The organism is Flavobacterium sp. 21.1 (genome assembly GCF_057801535.1).
Genome location: NZ_JBYNXA010000001.1, coordinates 71,771 through 96,894, shown reverse-complemented (window position 1 = coordinate 96,894; position 25,124 = coordinate 71,771). Strand labels below are relative to the sequence as shown.

The following is a 25,124-nucleotide window of genomic DNA, read 5'->3' as shown; positions in this document are numbered from 1 at the left end:
TTCCAGCTACTTATTACAGAAATTCTGCTTACTCCATTACTGAAGTTAAGCCTAAAGATGAAATTCCTGCTAATGATTCCCAAATTCCTACGCAGGAGGTAATTAAGGAAAAAGTCGAAGCATCGGAAGAGGTTTCAAACAATATTATTGCTGCTAATGCTGTACCAGTTGCAGAAACCGCAAAACCTGTACTTCCAGAAATTAAACCGGTAATTACTTCAGAACCGATAAATGGAACTAAAGTTTCCGCTTTATCATTGGCCAGTATCAGAGCGAAACGAGAATTGGAAGCTTCGCAGAAAGCTACGATTAAACACCATGACGAACTGCCAAAAGAGCCTTTCACAGAAACGGAAATGCTGCTGCAATGGAATAACTTCGCCCAAAAGCTGAGCGACAAAGGACAAAAGATCATGGCAACTTATATGCTTATCAATGATCCTACTTTGGAAGGTTTTACCATAAAACTGGAATTACCGAACGAAGGTTCTAAAGTGGATTTTGATGCCAGTAAAAATGAATTGTTGGGTTATTTACGCGGAAAATTGCACAATCACGACATTGTAATTGAAGTTCATGTAAACGAAGTAACAGAAACCAAATACGCCTTCACGCCTCTTGAAAAGTACGAAAAACTGAAAGCGATCAATCCGGCAATGGAGTTGTTACGAAGAACTTTTGATTTGGATATTTAGAGGTAAAAAGTTTACTCTATATTGTATAGGAACGTCACTTCAATTCTAATTATTCTTCGATTATTTAGTACAAAGAGAATATGGCCTTTACTATCGGCTAATTTAACCAGGCAATCATAATTTCCTTCACTATCCGGAAAATAAGTTTTTTGATTTTCTATAAATTTTGTCGAATTAGGGAATTTTTTGATTAATTTTTCTTCATTATCTCCAATTTTGATATCGTTTAACATGATGAAAGGCAGTTCATCAGGATATTGATTTCCCTCCTCGTTAATTTGTTTAATAATTATTTTATTAATCGGGTTGTCATCATTAAATTGGTACTCATTATAAGAATCCTGATTCGAATTATAACAAACATAAGAAACCTTCCAATTATCATATAAGGAAGACTCCGTTTCCATTGACCAAAAGCCACCTGCCAAACTATCAACCTGTTTTCTTGTTAGTCCATAAAATTCTTTATTATTGATTTTTAAATCATCAATATTTATAGAATCGACAGGACTATCATAGGTTTTTCGGAATATATCATCATAATCAATTTCAAAAAATCTACTTATCTCATTATTCTCTTTTAACAGCAAATTCAACTCGTCATTATCATCAGTGTACTCTTTATGATTTCTAAAGTCGATTATAGTTTTTTCCGATTTGTAATCATTAAAATAGAGCGTATCAATAAGCTTATTAAATTCAAGCACTATCATATTTTCAATTGATGAACAACCGATAAAACCTTCTTGACAGCACAATTCCGTATACTTCCTTGTTCTTAAATCATGTTTTAAATTCAAAAACTTTAATACTAAACTATCACAATCCGTAACTTTTTTAGATATTATTGAAGCACCTTCTTTATTAATAAATGAATTACATGGCCCATCATTCGGCTCATTATAAATTTTAGATACTGTTATGCTTGTTCTATTCTCAATTTTAATCTGTGAAAACAGATTGAGTGAAACAAGCATCATCGAAAAAACACTTAAGGATTTCAGCATAACTAAGCTTTTGATGTTTAAACGATAAGATGAAAATCTTATTATATCTTACCGTTATACATCGCTTTCACAACACCGTCTGAAAGTCCGATTTTCGGTACGTAAATATTTCTGGAGCCACTCCATTTCATTGCTTTTAAGTAAATGCGAAGCGCGTGGATAATAACGTCGGCACGGTCTGTGTTTAATCCTAATTCGGCAATACGTTCTTCATAGCTTAAAGCGTTCAGTTTTTGGTATTCGGCATTCAGATAAATATAGGAAAGTGGTTTGTCCTGCGCTTTACCCGATAATTTAAAGATCTTGTTGATGTTTCCTCCGGAACCTATAAGTGTTATATCATCATAAGGTTCTGTTTTAGCTTTAATCCATTTCTCGATTTCCTCCCAAACCACTTCGTTTACCATATTGTTAAGCAAACGTACGGTTCCGTTTTTGAAGGACTTTGAAGCAACCATTTTTCCTTCGGAGAACAATGAAAATTCGGTACTTCCACCTCCAACGTCTACATATAAATACGTCTGATCAGTTTTTATAAAATGATGTAAATCGGAAGAAGCAATAATGGCAGCTTCTTTTTTACCATCGATGATTTCAATTTTTATATCGGCTTTTTTCTTAACGATTTCAGTAACTTCTTTTCCGTTATATGCCTCACGCATAGCAGAAGTAGCACATGCCATATAACGTTCTACTTTATATACTTTCATCAGTAGTTTGAACGCTTTCATGGCATCAATCATACGATCGATATTCTCTTCCGTAATTTCTCCAACGGTGAACGCATCCTGCCCTAAACGAATCGGCACACGAATAAGTGCACTTTTATTAAACTGCGTTTCTTTACCGGCCTGTTCTACTATGTTCATTATCAGCAATCGCATCGCATTGGAACCGATGTCTATTGCCGCATATTTTTTTATTGAAATCATCTTAATTGATTCGGTTATTCGTTCATCAGAAATTAAACACTGAGAAATACATTAAATTTTTTCAGTAACCACTTCTAATTTATCGCAGTAATACTTATACATTTCCTGTTGGGCGCGGAACATTTTCTGATCCGGTTGTTTTCTGTACTTATTGTCAAGTTTTTCGGAATGCAGACGGGCCTTTACATTGGCTTTCCATCCTATTTCAAAAGTATCTAACAACTCCTGTTTAATATCCTGATCGTAAATCGGACAGGTTACTTCTACTCTGGCATCCAGATTACGCGTCATAAAATCTGCCGATGAAATATAAATCTGTGGGTTTCCGTCGTTTCCAAAAATATACAAACGGGAATGCTCCAGATAATTATCAACAATACTGATCGCTTCAATATTCTCACTCATCCCTGGAACGCCCGGAATCAGAGAACAAATACCTCTGATAATTAATTGGACTTTTACTCCCGCTCTACTCGCTTCGTACAATTTATCGATCATCTTCAGATCCGACAAACTGTTCATTTTCAATTTAATGTAAGCTTCTCTTCCGGCCAGCGCATGTAAAATCTCGGTATCAATCAGTTTATAGAATTTGGAGCGCGTATAATGTGGTGAAACGAGCAAATGCTTGTAACGATACACACGGTAATTCACATCAAAAAATTCAAATATCTTTGAAATATCACGCATGATCTGTACATGACTGGTAAACAAGGTAACATCTGTATAAACTTTTGCTGTGCTTTCATTGAAGTTTCCGGTAGAAACCAAACCGTATCGCTTGATCTTACCTTCTTCCATTCGTTCAATCACACAAATCTTACTGTGAACTTTCAAACCTTTTACCCCGAAAATCAATTCTATTCCTTCGGTTTGCATCATTTCTGCATAGGAAATATTACTGGCTTCATCAAAACGGGCCTGTAATTCAATCTGAACCACTACTTTTTTTCCGTTTTTAGCAGCATTGATAAGCGAACTGACAATTTGTGAATTTTTGGCCAGACGATAAAGTGTGATTTTAATCGAAACCACTTTCGGATCTAAAGCTGCCTCACGTAAGAACTTGATCACATATGAAAAAGACTGGTACGGCGCATTAATAAGGTAATCTTTGTGTTTGATTTTCTCCAGTATACTTCCTTCCAGATTTAACCCAACCACCGGTAATGGCGGATTTGGTTTCTTCAATAAATCATAGCGTCCCAAATTTGGAAAATCCATATAATCACGACGGTTGTGGTAACGGCCGCCCGGTATTAAACTATCGGTCGCATCAATTCCCATGCGTGTCAGGAAAAAAGCTAAAGTATCTTTTTCAATGGACTGATCGTAAACAAAGCGTACCGGCTCTCCTATTCGTCGGTCTTTTACACTCGACGAAATTTTCTCCATGAAACTTTTGTTAAGATCAGCATCGATATCTAATTCCGCATCACGGGTAATTTTGATCATATGTGCCGAAATACTTTCGTAATCAAAAATATTGAAGATATTATACAGATTATAACGGATTACGTCGTCAAGAAGAATAATATATTGTTTGTCTGAACTAGACGGAAGCACTACAAATCGGTTTATGGTTTTAGGGATTTCAATAACCGCATAACGCGTTTCCTTCTTTTGAACTATTTTGGAAAGAATTGTATTTTGCGCTTTTGGTTTCATAACCAACTTGACAGCCAAATAGCCTGATGTGTCTTTAAGTAAAGGGAATTCATCCAGATCATTAAGGATGATGGTGATTAATTCAGGGCTAACCTTTTGAATGAAAAAATCCTTGATAAAGTTCTGCTGTTCTTTATTGATTTCGTTTTCATTGATGATGAAGATGTTCTCTTTCTCCAGCATTTTTTCAATAACAGACAACGTCCTTAAACTTTCGGATTGTTGTTCAATTACGATTTCGGTAATTTCTTTAAGTAATTGCTCGGCGGAAATTCCTCCAAGGATCTTTTCTGCGGAAATACCTTCTGAGTTTAACCTGCGGATGGCAGCATAACGGACACGGAAAAATTCATCCAGATTGTTAGAAAAAATACCCAGAAAACGAAGTCTGTCTAATAACGGAACCGTTTCATCCGCTGCTTCCTGGAGTACTCTTGCGTTAAACGCTAACCAACTTTTCTCTCTGTCTATATATCTGTTTTCCTGCGTAATACTCATAATTTTAACTGACTCGGAAAGATCGTTTTTATGATTTTTCCTCTTTGTATATTTTTCCACTCTTCTTCTTCAAACTTTAAGGAGACAAATCCCGATGTGGGAACATTATCTATATAGGAATCTCCAAATTTATTAACAAAATTTGTTATTGCCTCATTATGTCCGAAAAGAATTAAGTTATCATATTTATTTTCGCAATTTTTTATAGTGTTTTCCAGACTTCTTTCATCGAAAGTGTATAAATCATCCTTGTACATTATAGTCTCCAATGGAATTGCGAGGTTCTGTGCATATATCATGGCGGTTTCTTTAGCCCTTTTTGCAGGACTGCTCCAAACTATAAAGGTTTTGGGTAAAAACTGATCGATTGCATGAGAAGTTAAATGGGCATCTCCTATACCTCTTTTAGACAATGGTCTGTCCATATCTTTTAATGGAGCATCCCAACTCGACTTCGCATGACGAATAAGAATTAAATTTTTCATAACTAGATGTTTAGCTTTATAAAGTAAGTCAAAAAAATCCAGAAAAGCCAGAGAAGAATTGTCAAATAATTGTTAATTCACGGATAAAACGCCCACTTTCATCGAAAATACATTCAATTGTTATCTAAGCAAGATTTATATTAAATAATTTAGACGTAACAAATTATCGAATTACATTTTGAATTGAAATACAAGGTTGTTTAAATCTTAATACCACACCAAGATTTACAATGACCTTCAAGTCAACTTGTGCTTTGTTTATATCAAACAGTGCGGGCATAATCATGCCCTAATTTTTCCAACAAATTTTTATTGCCGTGTAAATTTCAGGGTTCAGAGCCGTATGCTTCTTCGTTTGTCATGGAATGGAGGTTTCTGATCGCTGGAATTAGTGTTTTTTATTATTAGAAGATTTATTGGATTTCAATTATTAAACAAATGTCCATGAAACCAAAAATTACCTTACTAGTGTTATTTTTCCTTATCGGAATAAATAACATGTTTTCTCAGTTTACGCCTCAAAGACCAGACTTACGTTTATGTGGTTCTCCGCCTACTTATTATGAAGGGTACTTTAACTGTACTTCAAATAATTATACGTTGAACAACGTTTTCATCAGTCTTACCAATGTAAATGGGGTTCCTCTATCAAATACAACCTGTCAGCCGGGAGATACCGGACAAAGGTATGTAATGCTGAATTACACCTCAAATGCCAGCAGCACCATTTCACAAACGAGAGTTTTTGCCGACTTATCTATTGATGGAGTTATAATTCCTATAAACGCCTATCTTGGAGAAGTGACTCCTGGAGCCGGTCAACGACAGATTTATGGGCCATTCAACTGGACTTGTGGTCAACAGTTGAGATTATGCCGAATTTTGACAGTATGGCAAACAAGTGGTACCCCGGGTGATCCTGAGTATAGTTCATACAATTGTAATACCTACAGCAAATCGCAGTGTGAATTCGCCTCCTGTATGCTTGTGGCCGCGCCTTTAGCGGTTCGTTATACGTATTCGGGTTGTAATAACAATGGAAATCAGTCCGCTATATCATTCCAGGATCATACAACAGGAGGTATTGCTCCTTATACCTATTCATGGAATTTTGGAGATGGCACACCACTCTCAACGCAACAAAATCCCATACACAATTTTGCTTATCCGGGAGGTCCTTATACCGTTACTTTAACGATCACGGATTCAAACCTTCCGACACATCTTGTCAGTACTTACACCCAGGTTGTTACGCCAATGGGACCAATTACTATTACAGGAGATACGAATTCAGCAAGTTGTGCCAATCAAAGTAATGGCTCCATTGATGTATCGGTTTCCGGAGGAACAGCACCTTACACCTACTCGTGGAGCAATGGTGCAACTACCCAGGATCTGTCAGGACTTGCTCCCGGCGTTTATACCGTTACCATAACTGACGCTGTTGGATGTGTTAAAAGTCACAGTTTTACAATAAATAGTGGAGATACAAGCAATCCGGTTGTAACTGCTCCTAATGATGTTACAATTGAAGGTTGCGGAACAGGTGCTATTACAGGATTACCTTTTTCCAGCACTGAAACAACTATAACATTGGCTCAATTTACAACAGTCGGTGGTACATATACTGATGCCTCTTCATTAGCTACAATTACCTATCAGGATATTGCGTCAGGCAGTTGTCCAACTATAGTTACCAGAACTTTCAGATTAACTGACGTTTGTGGAAATACAGGTACCGATCAACAGATTATAACTATCAACGATACAACTCCGCCAGTAATTGCTGCATTACCGGCCGAATCAACCATCAACTGTCCTAATACGCCTCAATTTACAGTAGCTACAGCCTCTGATAATTGTTCTGTATCTACGCTGACATTTAATGATGTAACAACTCCGGGACAATGTGCCGGTTCATATTCTGTTACCAGAACCTGGACCGCTACAGATGTTTGCGGAAATTCATCTACAGCGTCACAAACAATTAATGTTCAGGATGTAACAGCTCCTGCAATTGCAGCACTTCCGGCTCCATCAACGATCAATTGTCCTAATACGCCTCAATTTGCACAGGCTACTGCAACTGATGGATGTAGTTCAGCTTTTACATTAACTTACAATGATGTGACAACGCCAGGATTATGTGCAGGATCTTATTCAGTAACAAGAACATGGACAGCACTAGATGCCTGCGGAAATTCAGCTACAGCATCTCAGACCATAAATGTTCAGGATATATCCGCTCCGGTTATTGCTGCTTTACCGACTCCGTCAACCATTAACTGTCCTAACACGCCTCAATTTGCACAAGCAACTGCAACTGACGGATGTAGTTCGGCATTTACATTGACTTATAATGATGTCACAACACCAGGACTTTGTGCCGGATCTTATTCTGTAACCAGAACCTGGACAGCATCAGATGCCTGCGGAAATTCGGCTACTGCATCACAAACCATCAATGTTCAGGATGTAACAGCTCCGGTTATTGCGGCCTTACCTGCTCCGTCAACCATTAACTGTCCAAACACACCGCAATTTGCACAGGCAACTGCAACTGACGGATGTGCCTCAACATTTACGCTAACATTTAACGATGTAACAACACCTGGACAATGTGCCGGATCTTATTCTGTTACCAGAACTTGGACTGCAAGAGATACCTGTGGAAATTCATCAACAGCATCACAAACTATAAATGTTCAGGATGTAACGGCTCCTGTAATTGCAGCTTTACCGGCTCCAACAACCATTAACTGTCCTAACACTCCTCAATTTGCGCAGGCAATTGCCAATGACGGATGTGGTTCAACATTCACATTAACTTATAATGATGTAACAACACCGGGACAATGTGCAGGATCTTATTCAGTAACAAGAACTTGGACTGCTACAGATACCTGTGGAAATGCATCTACGGCATCACAAACTATCAATGTTCAAGACGTCACAGCTCCTGTAATTGCAGCACTTCCGGCGCCATCAACCATTAACTGTCCTAATACACCTCAATTTGCACAGGCTACTGCAACTGATGGATGTGGTTCTGCTATTACATTAACTTATGATGATGTAACTACACCAGGACAATGTGACGGAGCTTATTCAGTGACCAGAACATGGACAGCACTTGATGCATGTGGAAATTCATCTACAAGATCACAAACTATAAATGTGCGAGACATTAGTGCTCCTGTAATTGCAGCTTTACCTGCTCCATCAACCATTGATTGCCCTGCAGTACCTCAATTTGCACAGGCTACTGCCACTGACGGATGTGGTTCTGCATTTACACTTACTTATAATGATGTGACAACTCCAGGACAATGTGCCGGAGCTTATTCTGTGACAAGAACATGGACAGCACTTGATGCCTGCGGGAACTCATCTACAAGATCACAAACTATAAATGTACGAGACATTAGTGCTCCTGTAATTGCAGCTTTACCGGCCCCTACAGCCATTAACTGTCCAAACACACCGCAATTTGCGCAGGCAACTGCTACTGATGGCTGTGGTTCTACATTTACGTTAACATTTAACGATGTAACAACACCTGGACAATGTGCCGGATCTTATTCTGTTACCAGAACTTGGACTGCAAGAGATACCTGTGGAAATTCATCAACAGCATCACAAACTATAAATGTTCAGGATGTAACGGCTCCTGTACTTGCAGCTTTACCTGCTCCAACAACCATTAACTGTCCTGCAGTACCTCAATTTGCACAGGCTACAGCTACTGACGGATGCGGTTCAACATTCACATTAACTTATAATGATGTAACAACACCGGGACAATGTGCCGGATCTTATTCAGTAACAAGAACATGGACAGCGCAAGATGCCTGCGGAAATTCAGCTACAGCATCACAAACGATCAATGTTCAGGATATTTCATCTCCGGTTATTGCAGCGTTACCGGCTCCGACAACTATTAATTGTCCTGCAGTACCGCAATTTGCCCAAGCTACAGCTACTGATAATTGTGGTTCCGTTTTCACGCTGACTTACAATGACGTTACTACTCCCGGAAGTTGTGCAGGTTTTTACTCTGTTACCAGAACATGGACAGCTACTGATGCTTGTGGTAATTCATCTACAAGCTCACAAACTATCAATGTACAGGATCTAACTGCTCCTGTTCCTCCTCAAGCTCCTGCCACTGTAACTGTTGGTTGTAGTGGTGATATTCCGCCTATGATTTCATTAACTGCCAATGATGCATGTGATGGAGCCATAACTGTGACAGGTACTGATGCTATAACCAGCGGAAATTGCTCCAGCAGTTTTACTGTAACAAGAACATGGACTTTTGTTGATGGTTGCGGAAATACATCTTCGGTTAGTCAGACAATTAATGTTTCTGACACATCAAATCCTGTTTTACCAACTCCTCCGGCAAACATTACTGTTTCCTGTGGTGATGAAGTTCCTCCAATGATTTCTTTGTCTGCCACAGATACATGTGCCGGCACAATTACAGTTGAAGGTGAGGATGTTACAACTACAAGAGACTGTCTGAATTCATACATAATCACACGTACCTGGATATTTGCAGATCCTTGCGGAAATACAGCTTCTGTATCGCAAACTATCACTGTTTCCGATACTACTAATCCAGTAATCACTGAGCTTCCGGCTCCTTCTACAATCAATTGTACTCAACAGCCGCAGTTTGCTCAGCCTACCGCATCAGACAACTGTACTGCGCCGGTAACATTAACTTATGCTGATGTAACAACACCTGGACAATGTCCCGGATCTTATTCAGTAACAAGAACATGGACTGCTGTGGATGTTTGTGGCAATTCATCAACTAGATCACAAATAATTAATGTACAAGATACTACGGCTCCTTTAATTGCAGATTTGCCCGGATTGACTAAAATTGATTGTACAGCAACAATTCAATTTCAACAAGCGACTGCAACTGACGATTGTAGTTTACCAATAGCACTGACATTTGTAGATGTGACAACTCCGGGCGATTGTCCAGGCTCTTATTCTGTAACAAGAACATGGACAGCTATGGATGCGTGTGGAAATTCTTCAACAGCTGCGCAAACAATCAATGTAGAGGATATAACTCCGCCTGTATTTGTAGCTTTACCTGTTCCAACAACTATTGATTGTACTGCGGCTCTTCAATTTGAACAAGCTGTTGCTAATGACAATTGCAGTGCACCAATAGCATTGACTTATGAAGATGTAACAACTCCTGGTCAATGTGCGGGTTCTTATTCAGTAACAAGAAACTGGACTGCTGTGGATGCGTGCGGAAATACATCCTTAGCTTCACAAACCATTAATGTTCAGGATACAAGTGCACCGGTATTCGAATTACTACCTGAGCCTACAACAATCAATTGTCCGACCCAGCCTGAGTTCGCCCAAGCAGTTGCAACTGACAATTGTAGTTTGCCAATCAGAATGACTTTTGCTGATGTTACTACCCAAGGTGATTGTGGCGGAGCTTACTCTGTAACAAGAACATGGACTGCCGTTGACGGTTGTGGAAATACTTCTCAAATTTCGCAGACCATAAATGTACAGGACGTAGATGCACCGGTTGCACCGCAAGCTCCTGCAGATATTACAGTTTCCTGTGGTTCTGGGATACCTACAATGCCATCTCTGACTGCCGAAGACAATTGTGTTGGAGGTATAACCGTAGAAGGTGTTGATGCAGTAACGCCTGGGGAATGTCCAAATTCATATACTGTAGTCAGAACATGGACATTTATAGATGCTTGTCATAATACATCTTCCGTTAGCCAGACAATTACAGTTTCAGACCTTGTACCACCAGCCCTTCCGCAAGCGCCTGCAGATTTACATCTGTCTTGTGCATCTGAAGTTCCGGCGCCTGTTTCTTTAACTGCAGTAGACAATTGCTCCGGAAACATTACCGCTGAAAGTGTAGATACAATTGTGCAGGGAGATTGTCCTAATTCCCTTGTGGTAACCAGAGAATGGACATTTATTGATCAGTGTGGTAATACTTCGCTTTTAACACAGATAATAAATGTTTCTGATGAGACTCCACCGACATTGACAACTAATATAAGTGATGTGATAACAGCTTCGTGTTCAAATATTCCGCTTCCTTTGGAACTTTCTTTCACAGATAATTGCGGCGGAACAGTAACTGTAACTTTCGAGGAACACATCGATCCTGCAACCCAAACAGAAGAAGCTTATGACATAATCAGAACCTGGACAGCTACAGACAGTTGCGGTAATGTAACCGTGATCACACAAACTGTTCATGTGAATGTTGGAGATTTCTTCAGTGCTGATAATCCGAATTTATGTAAAAACGATTCTGCGTATGCTACTTTCAATCTGATGTCGCTTCTTCCTCAGGGAACTGAACCTGGCGGTCAATGGGTTGGGCTTAACATACCGATAGCATTGTTCAATTTTGCTAATAACACTTTAGATGTTACAGGATTACAACCGGGGTATTATACACTGCAATATATACTTACAACCGATCAGACTACCTGTCCTAGAAAACTTGAATTCTATGTTCATGTGGTTAACGATTGTGGCGTATTAGCAGCTTGTACAATAAACGTTTACAACGGCTTCACTCCTAACGATGACGGTAACAATGATGTTCTTGTAATTGACGGATTAGAATGTTATCCGGAAAATAACATACAAATATTTAACCGATGGGGAATATTGGTATTCGAAAAAAGCGGTTATAATAATACAACGGTCGTTTTTGACGGAAAATCAGAAGGAAGAGCGACTCTTAACAAAGGCGAGCTATTGCCTGGCGGAACCTATTTCTATATCTTGAAATATAAAGATAACGAGACAGGGCAATGGAATGATAAATCTGGTTATTTATATTTAAGCAGATAATTCTCATACATCTATTAATTATTTTACTAAATTAATTTAAATTAGTGAACATGAAAACAAAATTAATAACACTCGTTTTAGGATTAATAGGTATGATGGGTTATGCGCAACAAGACTCACAGTATACACAATATATGTATAATACCATTACCATTAATCCTGCATATGCCGGTTCCCGAGAAGTTCTGAGTATCTTCGGATTGTACAGAGCCCAGTGGGTCGGTTTAGACGGTGCACCGACAACAAGTACATTTTCAGTAAACTCACCGATAAATGATTCAAGTTTTGGAGTTGGTTTATCCTTTGTGAATGATAAAATCGGACCAGCCACTGAAAGTAACATTTCGGCTGACCTATCCTATTATGTTAATCTTTCTGAAAATTACAAACTGGCATTCGGTTTAAAAGGGACAGCGAATCTTTTCAGTATTGACGTTAATAAACTGACAATCCAAAATCCGGATGATCCCCGTTTTCAAAACCTTGATAACGATTTTAGTCCGAATGTCGGAGCCGGAGTCTATCTGAATTCAGATAAATTCTATGCCGGTTTATCGGTTCCTAACTTCTTCGAAACTAACCATTACAAAGACAATTCTGTTTCGATTACAAAGGAAAAAATGCACTACTATTTCATAACCGGTTATGTTTTTGATGTTGGAAGCAACTTAAAAATCAAACCTTCAATTCTTATGAAAGCAGCCGAAGGAGCACCGATTCAGGGTGATGGTTCTTTAAACTTTTTGATTTATGACAAACTAACTCTGGGAGCAGCCTATCGATGGGATGCTGCCTGGAGTGCAATGGCCGGATTTCAAATATCGCCGTCTGTCTTCTTAGGATATGCGTATGATATGGAAACTACTGATTTACAGAATTACAATTCAGGTTCTCACGAGATATTTCTGAGATTTGAATTATTCAATAATTCTAAAATGTTAACTCCTCGTTTCTTCTAAATTGAATCGTTATGAAAATAAAAACACTACTTATAATTGCCATTTTCAGTATTGGTAATCTATATTCTCAAATTGGCAAAGAAGCAAAAGCCGACAAAAAGTATAACAATTATGCTTATATCGATGCAATTAAAATATACGAAAAAGTCGCGGAAAAAGGTCATAAATCAGTAAATCTCTTTGAAAAACTGGGCGATGCCTACTATTTTAACGGTGAATATGATAAAGCCGAAAAATGGTATTCGCAATTGTTTGCAATGCCTGAAGCTGCAGATGCTGCTCCTGAATATTATTTCAGATATGCACAGTCCTTAAAGTCTGTCGGTAACTACGCTAAAGCGGATGAATATCTGACGAAGTTTTTCCAGAAAACCAATAATCCTGTCGGTACAGAACTGATGAACAATAAAAATTACTTGGCTGAATTGCGAAAAGATTCAGACAGATATAAAGTTGAAAATGCCGGTGATATCAATACCGAATACTCGGATTACGGATCGATGTTCAAAGGAACGGATGTGATATTTACGTCCGCCCGAAAAAGCAAAGATGTATTCCAGAGAAAACACAGTTGGACAGGTCAGAATTTCACCAGACTTTTCACAGCTAAAGCAGCAGAAGACGGTAAACTCAGCGAGGCTAAGGAATTCTCGAAAGATATTGATTCAAAATTCCATGAAGCAACACCTGTTTTCACTAAAGACGGTAATACCGTTTATTTTACAAGAAATAACTATAATGACGGTAAAAAGAGAAAAAGTGATGATAAAGTCACCAAACTTAAAATCTATAAAGCCACTTTAAAAGACGGAAAATGGGGCGATATAAAAGAACTTCCGTTTAACAGTGATAATTACAGTGTAGCCCATCCTGCTTTGAGTGCGGACGGAAAAACATTGTACTTCTCCTCTGATATGCCTGGAACTTTAGGACAATCGGATATTTTTAAAGTAGCGATTAATGAGGACGGAACGTTTGGTACTCCTGAAAATTTAGGAGATAAAATCAACTCTCCGATGCGCGAAACATTCCCTTATCTGGATGATAAAAATGTCTTGTATTTCTCTTCCGATGATCATTTAGGCATTGGAGGTCTTGATGTTTTCGAATCTAAAATGAATAAAGATGGATCGTTTACAGTTATTAAAAATGTCGGAGCTCCGGTAAACAGCCAAAAAGATGATTTCGGATACATTGTAAATACGGAAAGCCATATCGGGTATTTTACATCAAACAGGGACGGCGGTGCAGGTTCTGACGATATTTATAAATTCAAAGAAAGCATTTGTGTTCAGGTAATAAAAGGAAAAGTAACGGATATAGCTACTTTCCAAGCTTTGGCTGGTGCGACAGTGGTATTAATGGATTCCAATATGCAGGTAATAAAAACTATAGATGCTGATGCGTCCGGAAACTTTGTCTTTGAAGAAGGTATTGAGTGTGATAAAAAATACTATCTAAGAGCTGGATATCCGGATTATGAAACTAAAGAATTTGGTGTAGCAACACCTCTTTTCAGCGGTGAAACAATAGCAGATATCGGTTTAGTGAAAAAAGCACCTCCCATTGTTGTAGGGACCGATCTTGCAAAACTACTGGATCTTGGCATTATTCTTTTCGATTTAGACAAATGGAATATTCGTCCTGACGCTGCTGTGGAATTAGAAAAAGTTATTGCGGTTATGAAGGAATATCCAAACATGAAAGTCGATATCCGAGCACATACCGACAGTCGTGCAACTGCTAAATATAACCTTAAACTTTCAACTAACAGAGCAAAATCAACTTTAGAATATATGGTTAAAAATGGTATCGATCGAAGCCGATTAACTTCGAAAGGATATGGAGAATCTAAACTGTTAAACCGATGTGCAGATGGCGTAAAATGTTCTGAAGAAGAGCATCAGAAAAACAGACGTAGTGAATTTATCGTGGTGAGTATGGAGTAATTCCATTCTTATATTACAATTCGTTTAATCAAAAAAAGCATTCACCTTGGTGAATGCTTTTTCATTTTGGATTATTTAAACCCAGAAACTAAACACATATTTTAACTTCGATTATTTTCTGATAAACATGTTGGTAAAATACATCTTGCCATCTGAATTAGTTCTGACAGAAATTCCGAAATGCGTATAATTACCTTCCATGTTAGCTTTATGACCCGGACTGTTCTTCCATGCATCCACCACAGATTGTGCGGTAGAATAATTGTAAGCCAGATTTTCACCAACAGCGACAGCTCCTAAAGTAGCTCTTAAATTCTCCTCTCTTTGGGCAAAAAGGGCGTGAGTTAACGTATTTATCGAAATCATATATTCGTCATGACTTTCGGAAACATTGGAAATATGATTTATTTTTTCAAGCGGGTTCAACCCTTTGCTTACTCTATATTGATTGATCAGATTGGCTACTTCCAATTCGATTGCACTATAATTATAATTGTTATTTGTTACGTATTCTGAAGGTGTGGTATTTTGAGGTGTTTCCTCCGCACTCTCAGCTGAGCAAGATGCAAAAAATACCGCAAGGGAAAGGACAAACAGGGGACGGAAAAAAGTCATCTTCATAAATCAAAATTTAAATGTAAAGCTCTGTTTTTGGAGTAATCAATTCTTGTAACTATTTGATTACCAGAGTAAAGTTACTTATTTATCGATTATCTACAAATAAAATCGACAAAATGCACTAATTTTTAACATTTAAATTATGTATAATGAAATTTTAAGGCGAAAGTCTTTCGATTTTCCAATCAAAACCATTTTTTAACTCATAACGTATGCGGTCATAATAACCTTTTTTAGGACAGCTTTTTTTTAGATATCTTGCAATTTTTTCAACAAATCTTGTTAACAAAAAAATAGCTAATTTTTTAATAACTAGACATTTATCTATAATAATCTAGTCAAAAAGAACATAAAAGTCAGAGAACAATTGTCAAAACATTGTTAATTAACGGATAAAAATCTTACTTTCATCGAAAATACCTTCAATTGTTATCTAATCAAGGCTTTTATTAAATAATTTAGATATAATAAATTATCGAATTACATTTTGAATTGAACTACAAGGTTGATTAAATCTTAATACCGCAAAAAGATTTACACTAAACCTTCAAATCAAATTGTGCTTTGTTCATAGCGAACAACGTGAGCAAAGTCATGTCTTTTATTTTCCAACAAATTTTTATTGCCGTGTAAATTTTAGGGTTCAGAGCCGTATGCTTCTTCATTTGTCATGGTATGAGGTTTCTGACTCCTGAAATTAGTTTTTTTCAACACCAGATTTATTGGATTTTAATTAATAAAGTAATGTCCATGAAACCAAAAATTACCTTAGTAGTGTTATTCTTCCTTATAGGAATAAATAACATATTTTCACAGTTTACGCTCCAAAAACCAGATTTACGCCTATGTGGTTCTCCTCCCAATTATTATGAAAGTTACTTTAACTGTACTTCTAATAATTATACGTTGAACAATGTTTTCATCAGTCTTACCAATGTTAATGGTGTTCCGTTATCAAACACAACCTGTCAGCCTGGTGATAGCGGGCAAAGATATGTGATGCTGAATTATACATCTAATGCGAGCAGCAACATTTCACAAACGAGAGTATTTGCTGACTTATCCATTGATGGGGTTATAATTCCGATAAACGCTTATCTTGGACAGGTGTCTCCTGGTTCCGGTCAGCGTCAGATTTATGGGCCATTCAATTGGACCTGTGGTCAAGAGTTGAGATTATGCAGAATTTTGACCGTCTGGCAAACAACCGGTAGTCCAAGTGATCCGGAACTAAGTTCATACAACTGTATGACTTACACAAAATCACAATGTGAATTTGCTTCATGTATGCTTGTAGCCGCACCTTTAGCGGTTAATTATACCTATTCAGGTTGTAATAACAACGGAAATCAGTCCGCTATAACATTCCAGAATCATACAACAGGAGGAATTGCTCCTTATACATATTCATGGAATTTTGGAGATGGCTCTCCGCTGTCGACCCAGCAGAATCCAGTACATAATTTTGCGTACCCGGGAGGACCTTATATCGTTACTTTAACAGTCACGGATTCAAATCTTCCGACACATCTTGTTGGTACTTATAGCCAGGTCATTACTCCAATGGGACCAATTACCATCACCGGAGCAGTAAATACAGCAAGTTGTGCCAATCAAAGTAATGGCTCCATTGATGTATCCGTTACAGGAGGAACAGCACCTTACTCCTACTCGTGGAGTAACGGGGCGACCACCCAGGATTTGTCAGGACTTGCTCCGGGAGTTTATACCGTTACCGTAACTGACGCTGTTGGATGTGTTAAAAATCAGAGTTTTACAATAAGTAACGGCGATACAAGCAATCCGGTTGTAACTGCTCCAAATGATGTTACTATTGAAGGTTGCGGACCGTCAGCTATTACAGGATTACTATATTCTGCTACTGCAGCCACTATTACTTTGGCACAATTTAATACTGCAGGAGGTTCTTATGCTGATGCATCTTCACTAGCTTCTATAACTTACCAGGATGTTGCTTCAGGAAGTTGTCCAACCATTGTTACCAGAACTTTCAGGTTAACAGATGTGTGTGGAAATGTTGGTACTGATCAGCAGATTATAACTATCGACGATACTACTCCTCCAGCAATAGCAGCATTACCGGCCGCATCAACCGTTAACTGTCCTAATACACCACAATTTGCAGTAGCTACAGCCACTGATAACTGTTCTGTGGCTACATTGACATTCAATGATGTGACAACACCGGGACAATGTGCTGGCGCTTATTCCGTGACAAGAACCTGGACTGCAACAGATGTTTGCGGAAATTCATCAACAGCATCACAAACGATTAATGTTCGAGATGTTACGGCTCCGGTAATTGCAGCACTTCCGTCTGCAACAACCATTAGTTGTCCTAATACACCTCAATTTGCGCAGGCTACTGCAACTGATGGATGTGGTTCATCGTTTACATTAACCTTTAATGATGTGACAACTCCGGGACAATGTGCAGGATCTTATTCTGTGACCAGAACATGGACAGCGCTTGATGCCTGCGGAAATTCGGCAACAGCATCTCAGACTATCAATGTTCAGGATGTAACTCCTCCTGTTATTTCACCGCTACCTGGTCCAACAACCATAAACTGTCCTGCCGTACCTGAATTTGTACAAGCTACAGCAACAGATGGATGTGGTTCCAGTATCAATTTGACTTATATTGATAAACACGTACCTGGTCAATGCGCGGGATCTTATACTTTAGTCAGAGTTTGGTTAGCGATCGACGGTTGCGGAAATTCATCTACTACCTCACAGATAATCACCGTACAAGACGTCTCCGCTCCTGTAATTGCAGCTTTACCGGCTCCGACAACCATTAACTGTCCTGCCGTACCACAATTTGCGCAGGCCACCGCTACCGATGCCTGCGGATCTGCATTTACACTGACCTATAATGACGTAAGAACACCTGGTAATTGTGCCGGATCTTACTCAATAACAAGAACATGGACTGCACTTGACGCGTGTGGAAATTCATCTACGGCATCACAGACAATAAATGTTCAGGATATCACTGCTCCGGTGATTGAAGCTTTACCGGCTCCAACAACAATTAACTGTCCGGCAGTACCCCAATTTGTACAAGCTACAGCATCAGATAATTGTGGTTCAGCTTTCACACTGACATTTAATGATGTAACTACTCCAGGAGAATGTACCGGTTCTTATTCCGTAACCCGAACTTGGACCGCAACAGATGCCTGCGGAAACTCATCAACAGCATCTCAAACTATTAATGTAAGAGATCTAACAGCGCCTGTCATTGCGGATTTACCGGCTGAATCAACCATTAGTTGTCCTGCAGTACCTCAATTTGCACAAGCTACTGCTACTGATAATTGCGGTTCAGCTTTTACGCTGACTTATAATGACGTTACTACTCCCGGAAGATGTGGAGGTTTTTACTCTGTTACCAGAACGTGGACCGCTACCGATGCCTGTGGTAATTCATCTACAGCATCTCAAACTATCAATGTTCAGGACATAGTAGCTCCGGTTATTCCACAAGCTCCTGCCGATGTAACTGTTGGTTGTAGTGGTGACATTCCTCCTATGATCTCATTAACTGCTGAGGATGCGTGTGAAGGACCTATAACCGTAACAGGTACGGATGCAATAACGGGCGGAAGCTGTACCAGTAGTTATACCGTAACAAGAACATGGACTTTTGCTGATGCTTGCGGAAATATGTCATCTGTTAGTCAAACAATTAATGTTTCTGATACGTCAAATCCTGTTTTACCGGCTCCACCAGCGGATATTACTGTTTCCTGTGCAGGTGAAGTTCCTCCAATGATTTCTTTGACTGCGACAGATACTTGTGCGGGAGAAATTGCTGTAATGGGAACGGATGTAATCGTGGAAGGAAATTGTCCAAATTCTTATGTGATTACACGTACATGGAGATTTTCTGACCCATGTGGAAATTCAAGTGAAGTATCGCAAACTATAACTGTACAAGATCTTACGGCTCCGGTTGTACCTGAAATACAGACAGTTTTAAATCTTTCTTGTGCATCTGAAGTTCCGGCGCCTGTTTCTTTAACTGCAATAGACAATTGTTCCGGAAACATTACAGCGGAAAGTGTAGACACCAGAGTTGAAGGTGATTGTCCAAATTCATTTGTTGTAACCAGAACATGGACATTCACAGATCAGTGTAATAATATTTCGGTTCTGACACAAACGATAAATGTTTCTGATGAGACTCCACCAGCGTTAAACGGAGATGTTCCTTTGGAAATTACAGCTTCATGTGGCGCCATTCCTCCTGCTGAACAACTTACGTTTACAGATAATTGCGGAGGTGATGTAACGGTTACTTTTGAAGAACATGTAGATCCTGCATCAGTAACGGAGCATTCATACAATATTATAAGAACCTGGACTGCCACAGACAGCTGTGGAAATGTGACCGTGTTTGTACAAACAGTTCATGTAAATGTTGGTGATACTTTCAGTGCGGATAACCCGGATTTGTGTAAAAACGATTCTGCGTATGCTACTTTCAATCTGATGTCGCTTCTTCCTCAGGGAACTGAACCTGGCGGTCAATGGGTTGGTGTTAACATACCGATAGCATTGTTCAACTTTGCGAACAACACATTAAATGTAACACAATTGCCGGTTGGTTATTATACATTGCAATATATACTTGCAACCGAAAATTCTACATGCCCGAGAAAATTGGAATTCTATGTTCATGTGGTTAACGATTGCGGAGTACTGGCAGCATGTGCGATTATCATTAACAATGGATTCTCTCCAAATAATGACGGTGACAATGATGTTCTTATAATTGACGGATTAGAATGTTATCCGGAAAATAAACTGCAGATTTATAACCGTTGGGGAATCCTGGTATTCGATAAAAGCGGTTATAACAATACAACGGTCGTTTTTGACGGAAAATCAGAAGGAAGAGCGACTCTTAATAAGGGTGAACTATTGCCTGGCGGAACTTATTTCTATATCATGAAATATAAAGATAACGAGACAGGGCAATGGAATGACAAATCTGGTTATTTGTATTTAAGCAGATAATTCTCATACATCTATTAATTATTTACTAAGTTAATTTAAATTAGTGAACATGAAAACAAAATTAATAATACTCGTTTTAGGATTAATAGGTATGATGGGTTATGCGCAACAAGACTCACAGTATACACAATACATGTATAATACCATTACCATTAATCCTGCATATGCCGGTTCCCGAGAAGTTCTGAGTATCTTCGGATTGTACAGAGCCCAGTGGGTAGGCTTAGACGGGGCACCAACAACAAGTACATTTTCAGTAAACTCACCGATAAATGATTCAAGTTTTGGAGTTGGTTTATCCTTTGTGAATGATAAAATCGGACCGGCCACTGAAAGTGCTATTTCAGCTGATCTGTCTTATTACATACAAGTTTCTGAAAATTATAAACTGGCATTCGGTTTAAAAGGGACAGCGAATCTTTTCAGCATTGACGTTAATAAACTGACAATCCAAAATCCGGATGATCCCCGTTTTCAAAACCTTGATAACGATTTTAGTCCGAATGTCGGAGCCGGAATCTATCTGAATAATGATAAATTCTACGCCGGTTTATCGGTTCCTAACTTTTTCGAAAACAATCATTATAAAGACAATTCTGTTTCGATTACAAAGGAAAAAATGCACTACTATTTCATAACCGGTTATGTTTTTGATGTTGGAAGCAACTTAAAAATCAAACCTTCAATTCTTATGAAAGCAGCCGAAGGAGCACCGATTCAGGGTGACGGTTCTTTAAACTTTTTGATTTATGACAAACTAACTCTGGGAGCAGCCTATCGATGGGATGCTGCCTGGAGTGCAATGGCCGGATTTCAAATATCGCCGTCTGTCTTCTTAGGATATGCGTATGATATGGAAACTACTGAGTTAAAGAACTATAATTCAGGTTCTCATGAGATATTCCTGAGATTCGAATTGTTCAATAATTCGAAAATACTAACTCCTCGTTTCTTCTAAAATGAATAGTTATGAAAATCAAAGCACTACTTATAATTGCCATTTTTAACATAGGTAACCTATATTCTCAATTTGGCAAAGAAGCAAAGGCTGACAAAAAATACAACAATTATGCTTACATCGATGCAATTGAAGTATATGAAAAAGTCGCCGAAAAAGGTCATAAATCAGTAAATCTCTTTGAAAAACTTGGAAACGCGTATTACTTTAACGGTGAATATGACAAAGCCGAAAAATGGTATTCGCAATTGTTTGCAATGCCTGAAGCAGCAAATTTGGCTCCCGAATATTATTTCAGGTATGCGCAGTCTCTGAAAGCTATTGGGAATAATGACAAAGCCGATGAATATCTGATTAAATTTTATCAGAAAACCAATAATACAGCAGGTGAAGAGTTGGCTGGCAATAAAGAATATCTGGCAGAACTAAGAAAAGGTTCCGACCGCTTTAAAGTTGAAAATGCCGGTGATATCAACACCGAATACTCGGATTACGGATCGATGTTCAAAGGAACGGATGTCATATTTACTTCGGCACGAAAAAGCAAAGATGTTTTCCAGAAAAAACACAGTTGGACCGGGCAATATTTTACACAACTTTATACTGCCAAAGCGGCTGAAGACGGAAAACTAAGTGACGCGCAGGAGTTTTCAAAAGATCTTGATTCGAAGTTCAATGAAGCTACTCCTGTTTTCACTAAAGACGGAAATACTGTTTATTTTACCAGAAACAACTATATTGATGGTAAAAAGAGAAAAAGTGATGATAAGGTAACTAAACTGAAGATTTACAAAGCTATTTTAAAAGACGGAAAATGGGAGGACATCAAAGAACTTCCGTTTAACAGTGATAATTACAGTGTGGCCCACCCTGCTTTAAGCGTGGATGAAAAAATGCTGTATTTCTCATCTGACATGCCGGGAACATTAGGTGAATCTGATATTTTCAGAGTTGCCATCAATAAAGACGGTTCATTTGGAAAACCGGAAAATTTGGGAAGTGGTGTTAATTCCCCCTTACGCGAAACGTTCCCTTACATAAATTCCAAGAACGTACTGTATTTCTCTTCGGATGATCATGTTGGAATTGGAGGTTTGGATGTTTTTGAATCAAAAATGAATAAAGACAGTACTTATACCGTAATTAAAAATATCGGAGCACCTGTCAACAGTCCGAAAGACGATTTTGGATACATCGTAAATGCTAAAACGCACGTTGGATATTTTACATCTAACCGTGAAGGCGGCGCAGGTTCTGATGATATTTATAAATTTAAGGAAAATGTCTGTGAGCAGATGCTGAGAGGATCCGTGTCCGATAAGTTGTCATTGGTTCGTTTACCGGCAGCTAAAGTATCAATCTTTGATGCGGATATGATGTTGCTTAAAACTGTTGACGCAAACGAAAAGGGAGAATTTGTATTTGAAGATAGTATAGAATGTGACAAAAAATACTATATCCGGGCTGAGCATCAGGATTATGAAACCAAAGAGATTCCCGTTTCAACACCTTTAGTTACAGGAGAAACAAAAGCGGATATTGGTCTTGACAAAAAACTGGTTCCTATTGTTCCGGGACTTGACCTTGGTAAAGTGCTTGATGTGAGTATCATCTATTTTGATTTGGATAAATACAATATCCGTGAAGATGCTGCGGCAGATTTACAAAAAGTCATTGCTGTAATGGAGAAATATCCTAATATGAAAATTGATATCCGTTCTCACACCGACAGCCGCCAGACACATAAATACAATGAAAAACTTTCTGACAACAGAGCAAAATCAACTTTAGAATACATGGTTAAAAATGGTATCAATCGAAGCAGGCTAACTGCTAAAGGATATGGAGAAACGCAATTGATTAACGGTTGTAAAGACGGAGTAAAATGCTCCGAAGAGGAACATCAGAAAAACCGCCGCAGTGAATTTATAGTTTTAAGTTTAGATTAATTATTTATTTCCTTCTTTTTTACAATTCGTTTAATCAAAAAAAAAGCATTCACCAAGGTGAATGCTTTTTCATTTTGGATTATTTAAACCCAGAAACTAAACACATATTTTAACTTCGATTATTTTCTGATAAACATGTTGGTAAAATACATCTTGCCATCTGAATTAGTTCTGACAGAAATTCCGAAATGCGTATAATTACCTTCCATGTTAGCTTTATGAGCCGGACTGTTCTTCCATGCATCCACCACAGATTGTGCGGTAGAATAATTGTAAGCCAGATTTTCACCAACAGCGACAGCTCCTAAAGTAGCTCTTAAATTCTCCTCTCTTTGGGCAAAAAGGGCGTGAGTTAACGTATTTATCGAAATCATATATTCGTCATGACTTTCGGAAACATTGGAAATATGATTTATTTTTTCAAGCGGGTTCAACCCTTTGCTTACTCTATATTGATTGATCAGATTGGCTACTTCCAATTCGATTGCACTATAATTATAATTGTTATTTGTTACGTATTCTGAAGGTGTGGTATTTTGAGGTGTTTCCTCTGCACTCTCAGCTGAGCAAGATGCAAAAAATACCGCAAGGGAAAGGACAAACAGGGGACGGAAAAAAGTCATCTTCATAAATCAAAATTTAAATGTAAAGCTCTGTTTTTGGAGTAATCAATTTTTGTAACTGTTTGATTACCAGAGTAAAGTTACTTATTTATCGATTATCTACAAATAAAATCGATAAAATGCACTAATTTTTAACATTTAAATTATGTATAATTAAATTTTAAGGCGAAAGTCTTTCGATTTTCCAATCAAAACCATCTTTTAACTGATAACGTATGCGGTCATGCAGGCGATTTGGTCTTCCTTGCCAGAATTCTACAGAAACAGGGCGTACCAAATAACCACCCCAATTCGTAGGACGGTGGATTTCTTTGTTGTGAAGTTCTTTTTCCAATTCCTTAAGATTTTCTTCCAGAAAAGCCCGTGAAGGGATCACATCGCTTTGAGGGGAAACAATAGCGCCTAACTTACTTCCTTCCGGTCGGCTGTCAAAGTAGTTATCAGAAACCGACTCTGATGTTTTTTCTGCTATTCCTTTTATAATTACTTGTCTTTCCATGGAATGCCAGAAAAAAGAAAGACATACATTTGGGTTCTTTTCAAGCGCTTTTCCTTTTTCGGAATTATAATTTGTGTAGAAAATAAAGCCCTCTTCATTGAACTTTTTAAGTAAAACTACTCTCGATTTGGGAAATCCGTCAAGACCAATGGTAGAAACGGTCATAGCATTCACCTCCTCTATTCCGCCTAAATCCTCGGTTTCATGAAACCATCTGTGGAATAAATTGATCGGATCTTCTGGAATATTGCTTTCCAAAAGTTCACTCTTCTCATATGATTTTCGGTAATTGCTTAAATCGGACATTTTAAAAAGTTGCTGAGTTACTTAGTTGCTAAGTTACTAAGTTT

General features: G+C 38.3%; 15 protein-coding genes. 7 read left to right on the top strand and 8 right to left on the bottom strand.

From position 1 onward, the window contains the following. Positions 1–28: 28 nt before the first annotated feature. A complete protein-coding gene (locus AC3E9U_RS00375; RefSeq protein ID WP_488744923.1) occupies positions 29–346 on the bottom strand; it encodes a hypothetical protein in 318 nt (105 codons plus the stop codon). A gap of 10 nt (positions 347–356) precedes the next feature. Here AC3E9U_RS00375 and AC3E9U_RS00370 point away from each other — a divergent pair, with 10 nt between their 5' ends. After that, positions 357–695 carry a DNA polymerase III gene (locus tag AC3E9U_RS00370; RefSeq protein ID WP_488744922.1) on the top strand — a complete coding sequence of 113 codons (339 nt, stop codon included), beginning with the start codon at positions 357–359 and terminating at the stop codon, positions 693–695. Positions 696–706: 11 nt separating this feature from the next. Here AC3E9U_RS00370 and AC3E9U_RS00365 read toward each other — a convergent pair whose 3' ends face one another. From AC3E9U_RS00365 to AC3E9U_RS00350, 4 genes are read right to left on the bottom strand one after another with little or no spacing between them, the layout of a single operon-like run. Beyond that, positions 707–1,702 (bottom strand): hypothetical protein, encoded by a 996-nt coding sequence (locus tag AC3E9U_RS00365; protein WP_488744921.1) that lies wholly within the window; start codon positions 1,700–1,702, stop codon positions 707–709. A 41-nt stretch (positions 1,703–1,743) separates the two neighbouring features. Then, positions 1,744–2,634: a Ppx/GppA phosphatase family protein gene (locus tag AC3E9U_RS00360; RefSeq protein WP_488744920.1), complete on the bottom strand. Its 891-nt coding sequence runs from the start codon at positions 2,632–2,634 to the stop codon at positions 1,744–1,746. A gap of 51 nt (positions 2,635–2,685) precedes the next feature. Beyond that, positions 2,686–4,800, bottom strand: coding sequence for a polyphosphate kinase 1 (gene ppk1 / locus AC3E9U_RS00355; RefSeq protein WP_488744919.1), 2,115 nt, complete (start codon positions 4,798–4,800; stop codon positions 2,686–2,688). Further along, the gene (locus AC3E9U_RS00350) at positions 4,797–5,285 is read right to left on the bottom strand and encodes a SixA phosphatase family protein (RefSeq protein ID WP_488744918.1); all 489 of its coding nucleotides are present in this window, start codon (positions 5,283–5,285) and stop codon (positions 4,797–4,799) included. The genes ppk1 and AC3E9U_RS00350 overlap by 4 nt, the downstream gene beginning before the upstream one ends. A 444-nt stretch (positions 5,286–5,729) precedes the next feature. Here AC3E9U_RS00350 and AC3E9U_RS00345 point away from each other — a divergent pair, with 444 nt between their 5' ends. Genes AC3E9U_RS00345 through AC3E9U_RS00335 form a run of 3 tightly spaced genes read left to right on the top strand, consistent with a single transcriptional unit; the run spans position 5,730 to position 15,075 of the window. Next, positions 5,730–12,167: an HYR-like domain-containing protein gene (locus AC3E9U_RS00345; protein ID WP_488744917.1), complete on the top strand. Its 6,438-nt coding sequence runs from the start codon at positions 5,730–5,732 to the stop codon at positions 12,165–12,167. Between the two features lie 50 nt (positions 12,168–12,217). Continuing rightward, entirely contained in the window at positions 12,218–13,126 is a 909-nt protein-coding gene (locus tag AC3E9U_RS00340) for a PorP/SprF family type IX secretion system membrane protein (RefSeq protein ID WP_488744916.1), read from the top strand. Between the two features lie 11 nt (positions 13,127–13,137). After that, entirely contained in the window at positions 13,138–15,075 is a 1,938-nt protein-coding gene (locus AC3E9U_RS00335) for an OmpA family protein (protein ID WP_488744915.1), read from the top strand. 111 nt (positions 15,076–15,186) lie between these two features. Here AC3E9U_RS00335 and AC3E9U_RS00330 read toward each other — a convergent pair whose 3' ends face one another. Then, positions 15,187–15,696, bottom strand: a complete 510-nt coding sequence (locus AC3E9U_RS00330; RefSeq protein WP_488744914.1) for a CAP domain-containing protein — start codon at positions 15,694–15,696, stop codon at positions 15,187–15,189. Between the two features lie 747 nt (positions 15,697–16,443). Here AC3E9U_RS00330 and AC3E9U_RS00325 point away from each other — a divergent pair. The 3 genes from AC3E9U_RS00325 to AC3E9U_RS00315 are packed head-to-tail and all read left to right on the top strand — an operon-like array spanning position 16,444 to position 23,652. Continuing rightward, positions 16,444–20,745: an HYR-like domain-containing protein gene (locus AC3E9U_RS00325; RefSeq protein WP_488744913.1), complete on the top strand. Its 4,302-nt coding sequence runs from the start codon at positions 16,444–16,446 to the stop codon at positions 20,743–20,745. A 49-nt stretch (positions 20,746–20,794) separates the two neighbouring features. Beyond that, on the top strand, positions 20,795–21,703 hold the full coding sequence (locus AC3E9U_RS00320) for a PorP/SprF family type IX secretion system membrane protein (protein ID WP_488744912.1): 909 nt from the start codon (positions 20,795–20,797) through the stop codon (positions 21,701–21,703). Positions 21,704–21,714: 11 nt separating this feature from the next. Then, complete coding sequence (locus AC3E9U_RS00315) at positions 21,715–23,652, top strand: OmpA family protein (protein ID WP_488744911.1); 1,938 nt, start codon at positions 21,715–21,717, stop codon at positions 23,650–23,652. Positions 23,653–23,771: 119 nt separating this feature from the next. Here the strand turns inward: AC3E9U_RS00315 and AC3E9U_RS00310 are convergent, their stop codons facing one another. Then, positions 23,772–24,281 (bottom strand): CAP domain-containing protein, encoded by a 510-nt coding sequence (locus tag AC3E9U_RS00310; RefSeq protein WP_488744910.1) that lies wholly within the window; start codon positions 24,279–24,281, stop codon positions 23,772–23,774. Between the two features lie 154 nt (positions 24,282–24,435). Then, on the bottom strand, positions 24,436–25,080 hold the full coding sequence (pdxH, locus tag AC3E9U_RS00305) for a pyridoxamine 5'-phosphate oxidase (RefSeq protein WP_488744909.1): 645 nt from the start codon (positions 25,078–25,080) through the stop codon (positions 24,436–24,438). Positions 25,081–25,124: the final 44 nt, after the last annotated feature.